The 4,731-nt window shown below is 69.8% G+C and carries 4 protein-coding genes; 2 read left to right on the forward strand and 2 right to left on the reverse strand.

Going from position 1 to position 4,731, the window contains the following annotated elements; translation table 11 throughout:
* Positions 1-207 precede the first annotated feature (207 nt).
* Positions 208-1,335, reverse strand: a complete 1,128-nt coding sequence (locus V7E09_RS11540; RefSeq protein ID WP_324523417.1) for a sensor histidine kinase — start codon at positions 1,333-1,335, stop codon at positions 208-210.
* Positions 1,332-2,045, reverse strand: coding sequence for a response regulator transcription factor (locus V7E09_RS11545; RefSeq protein ID WP_324523418.1), 714 nt, complete (start codon positions 2,043-2,045; stop codon positions 1,332-1,334). Before V7E09_RS11545 ends, V7E09_RS11540 begins: the two co-directional genes overlap by 4 nt.
* A gap of 753 nt (positions 2,046-2,798) precedes the next feature.
* Between V7E09_RS11545 and V7E09_RS11550 the strand changes: the two genes are divergently transcribed.
* Both V7E09_RS11550 and V7E09_RS11555 read left to right on the forward strand, forming a co-directional pair.
* Positions 2,799-4,304, forward strand: a complete 1,506-nt coding sequence (locus V7E09_RS11550) for a multicopper oxidase family protein (RefSeq protein ID WP_324523419.1) — start codon at positions 2,799-2,801, stop codon at positions 4,302-4,304.
* Between the two features lie 104 nt (positions 4,305-4,408).
* A complete protein-coding gene (locus V7E09_RS11555; protein ID WP_232547448.1) occupies positions 4,409-4,726 on the forward strand; it encodes a hypothetical protein in 318 nt (105 codons plus the stop codon).
* The last annotated feature ends 5 nt before the right edge of the window (positions 4,727-4,731 follow it).

Below are 4,731 nucleotides of genomic sequence, written 5' to 3' on the forward strand. Positions count from 1 at the left end.
GAAATACCTGATGACCGACCTGTGGACCTCGGCCCGGAGTCGTGCCGGGTGTCATATGGAAGCGGACGTTCTGCCTACTGTCTCCTGGACGACGCGGACGGCTTGGCGTCAGCTCGCAGGCCACCCGGACGAGGGCGTGACGCCGGCGCAATGAGTGGCTGTCCGGTCAGCGTCCACAGCGGAGGAGCGGGTGTCACGGTCTTGCCCTCACCGCCCCGATTGGTGCGTTTCCCTGGGGAGGGTGAGTCGCAGGGTGGCGCCGGTGCCCTCCCCGTCGCTGGTGGCGGTGAGGCTGCCCCCGTGGGCTTCGGCGAGTGCTTTGGCGATGGTGAGCCCGATGCCGGATCCGCCCTTGTCGGCCTCCCTGGCGGCGTCGCCGCGGTAGAAGCGCTCGAAGATGTGCGCGAGTTGTTCGGCGGTCATGCCTTGGCCTGTGTCGGCGACGCTGATGGTCACGGCGTCCGGGGTCGAGGTTGACGTCACGTCGACTCGTCTCCCCTGGGGGGTGTGTCGGAGGGCGTTGGTGAGCAGGTTGCCGAGGATCTGGGCGACGCGCTGGGGGTCGGCTCGGACCGGCACGTCGTCGACTCGGACGGTGAGGGTGACGCCTTTGGTGTCGTAGGCGTGCCTGGCCTGACGGATCGCCGGCTCGACCAGATCGGTGAGCGGTTGCACGCTGGTCTGGAGTTCGATGCGTCCTTCTTCGGCTCGGGACACCTCGTCGAGGTCGCGGGCGAGCCGAGTGAGGCGTTGGGCTTGTTGCTCGACGACGGCTTGGGTGTTGTCGTCCCAGGTGAGGACACCGTCGGCGATCCCTTCGAGGTGGGCGTTGAGGGTGGCGATGGGGGTACGCATTTCGTGGGCCAGGTCGGACAGGAGGCGCCGGCGGGTGTTCTCGACGTCGCCGAGGCGGTCGGCCATGGTGTTGAACGTGTCGCCCAGGGTGCTCAACTCGGGGCCGCCGCCCGTGACGGTGACCCGGGCGTCGTAGTCGCCACGGCTGAGCCGGCCGGCCGCCTGGGTCAGGAGCTCGACGGGATGGCCGATGCGGCGGGTCAGGTACCACGAGATCCCGAGGGAGGCGGCGAGCGCGACCAGCAGCCCGACGGTGAGGGAGATCATGCTGGCGTCGGCGAAGGCGCGTTCGATGTGGACGATCTCGGGAGAGTCGGGCGGGTGGCCCGTGTCCAGGAGGTGGGCGTGGAACAGCGGTGGCCCGATGATCGCGGCGGTCAGGCCGGCGCTGGCCACGATGGCGAACAGGACGATGGCTTGGGCGACGAACAGCCTGGTGCCGAGCCGCCACGCTGCGATCGCCTCAAGCAGGCGGGTCACCCTCGTCCCATCCGGTAGCCGACGCCGCGGATGGTGGTGATGTAGCGCGGTTCGGTCGGGTCGTCGTCGAGTTTCTTGCGGAGGTTGGCGACGTGGACGTCCACGACGTGTTCGTCGCCGACCCACGCGGTGTCCCACACGGCGTCGATCAGTTGGCGGCGGCTGAGCGCCAAGCGGGGTTGGGCGGACAGGACGTCGAGGATGTCGAACTCGGTGCGGGTGAGGGCGACGGGGTGGTCGCCGATCCACACTTCGTGGCCGGCGGCGTCGATGCGCAGGTCGCCGAACACACGCTGATCCTCCACCGCGGGGGCGGCGGCGGGTGGGCGGCGGGGGCGCCGCAGCACGGTCTGGACGCGGGCGACGAGTTCGCGGTTGCTGAAGGGCTTGGTGAGGTAGTCGTCGGCCCCCACGGACAATCCGATGAGCCGGTCGACCTCGTCGCCGCGAGCAGTCAGGATCAGGATGTAGCAGTCGGAAAAGGTGCGGATCTGGCGGCACACCTCGATGCCGTCGAGGCCGGGCAGCCCGAGGTCGAGCACGATGACGTCGGGGTCCTCGGCCCTGGCCTGGTCGAGGGCCTCGGGGCCGGTGTGGGCCTGGCTGACCTGGTGGCCCGCGCGGGTGAGGTAGGACGCGATGACGGCGGCGAGTGCGCGTTCGTCATCGACGACCAGCACCTTGGTCGGCAGTGCACCTTCTCTGTTCATGTCAGCCAGTATGGCCGCGGCCGGCGCGCCGGCGGTCGGCGGGGCCGGGCTCTCGCGCGGGTCTTGATGCGATCTTGAGAAGGTCCCGGTCGGACGATGTGGCAGCGCCGGGCGCTGTGTCCAGCCGGTGTTCGAGCCAGCGCTGGAGGGACGCCGTTCTCTCGACCGCGCCGTGGAACCGTACGGCGCCTCCTATCGGGGAGGGACTTCGAGGCGGGATTGCGACCCCTTCGATTTGCGATTGGGTGCCGAGCGCGGCTGGGGTGTCAGGCGGGACCTGCATGGACGAGTGAGGTGAACGCCGTGCAGTTGGTTGATGGCCGCATCGGTAGGCGGGTGGGCTCGACGAGCTTGTCGACGGCCGACAAGGCCGTCGCAGCCTCGCCCAGCCGGCGTTGGCAGGGTTCGCTGGGCGACATCACCAGGTGGTCCGATCTTGACCGAACCTGAACCTGCGCCATACGGCGGCGCCACAGCAGGCGGCCACAGTGGCAGGAGGCCAGGAGAGGGGAGCGCTATGGGCTGGGAGATGTGGGTCCTCATGCTCATCGGCATGGCCGGCTTCTGGGCAGTGGTCCTGTTGGGCATCCGCGCGCTGTTCCTGGCGGGCGGAAAAGCGCCTGAGCCGCGATTCCGCGATGCACCCGAGAACGACGCCACCGCCGGGCGCTCGCAGCCTCGGGCTTCGGCCGAGCCGCCGGCCCGGACCGACTCCTCCTCAACGTCTCGAATAGCACCCATCGAAAGGCACCCATGACTGGCATGTCCCGACGCACGCTCCTGCTCGGCGGACTCGGCCTCGGCGCCGCCGCCCTGACGGGCTGCACCTCCGCGCCGGCCCCCGGCCCCGTCCCCTCCGCGTCTGGCCCGATGCCGACGCTCCCGCCGGCCACCCCGAGACCCGGGCAACGGATCGTCGAGCAGGTCTTGACCGCCAAGCCTGTGACCCTCGACCTCGGCGGACCCACCGTCCCTACCTGGGCTTACGGCGACACCGCGCCCGGTCCGCTCGTGAGGGCTACCGCGGGTGACTTCCTCCGGATACGTCTTGACAACCAGTTGCCCGCGGACACCACCATCCACTGGCACGGGATCCGGCTGCACAACAAGGCCGACGGTGTCCCCGGCATGACGCAGGACCCGGTCCCGGCCGGCGGGTCGTTCACCTACGAGTTCACCGCGCCGGATCCCGGCACGTACTTCTTCCACCCGCACGTCGGCGTTCAACTCGACCGCGGCCTGTACGCCCCCCTGATCGTCGACGACCCGAACGAGCCGGGAGCCTACGACGCCGAGTGGGTGGTCGTGCTGGACGACTGGGTCGACGGCACCGGCCGCACCCCCGACGACGTCCTCGCGAAGCTGATCGCCGACGGGGGCCCTGCCCCCAGCGGCGGCATGGGCGGCATGGGTGGGATGGGGGGCATGGACCACGGCGGTCACGGTGGCGGCAACGCTCCGCAACCGTGGGGGGATGCCGGCGACGTCACCTACCCCTACTTCCTGATCAACGGACGCGTCCCCACCGCACCCGACACGTTCGAGGCCAAGCCGGGCCAGCGCGTCAGGATCCGGCTGATCAATGCGGCGTCCGACACGATCTTCACGGTCGCGCTCGGCGGCCACCGACTGACGGTGACCCACGGCGACGGCTTCCCCGTGGAACCGCGGGAGGTCGACGCCCTCTACCTCGGCATGGGCGAGCGCTACGACGCCCTCGTCACCCTCGACGACGGCGTGTTCCCCCTGGTGGCTCGTCCGTTCGGCAAGACCGAGGGCGGCCAGGGCTTGGCCCTGGTCAGGACCGGTTCGGGTCAGGCCCCCGGCCCCGACGTGTCGCCCGCCGAACTGGCCGGGCGCATCCTGCTGGCCACCGACCTGCGTCCCCACGAGTCGGTGAGGCTGCCTTCACGATCGCCGGACGCCACCGCGCACATGTCGTTGGAGGGGTCGATGAGCCCGTACCGGTGGGGCATCAACGGGGCCCCGTTCGGGCAGAACCAGCCGCTCACCGTGCGTGAGGGGCAACGGCTGCGGCTCAACGTGATGAACATGACGATGATGACCCACCCCCTGCATCTGCACGGGCACACGTTCGCGCTGCCGTCGGGGCTGCGGAAGGACACGGTGCTGTTGGCGCCGATGCAGTCGATGGCGCTCGACCTGGACGCCGACAACGTCGGTGACTGGATGGTCCACTGCCACAACATCTATCACGCCGAAGCGGGCATGATGATCGGCCTGCTCTACCGCGGCTGAGCGGGAACGTTGACGCGACCTTGACGGTTCCCACAACCAGACCCGACCTTCGTCGACCAGCCTCGTTGGTGTAACGATCCGACCGACGTCAAGGAGTCCCTGCCATGAATCACGACCACACCGACCACCGCACCGCCCCGCCGGCCGGCAGCGACCCGTACGACCGGTTCGCCGCCGACCCGTTCGCGCCGACCACCCCGGCACCGCCCGTTGGGCAGCAGGCCCCTACGGCCCAGCCCGTGCGGCACCGGTGGTGGATGCACCTGCTGATGTGCGCCCCGATGCTGGCTGTCGTCGGATTCCTCGTCGCCACCGGGGCGGCGGGCGGCGGCGTCATCGGCTACGCCCTGCTGTGCATGGCGATGATGGGCGCGATGATGCTGTTCATGAACCAGGGCTCCGCTGGCGGCCACAAGCATTGACCCCG

It is taken from the genome of Propioniciclava sp. (assembly GCF_036744435.1).
Classification (GTDB): domain Bacteria; phylum Actinomycetota; class Actinomycetes; order Propionibacteriales; family Propionibacteriaceae; genus Propioniciclava.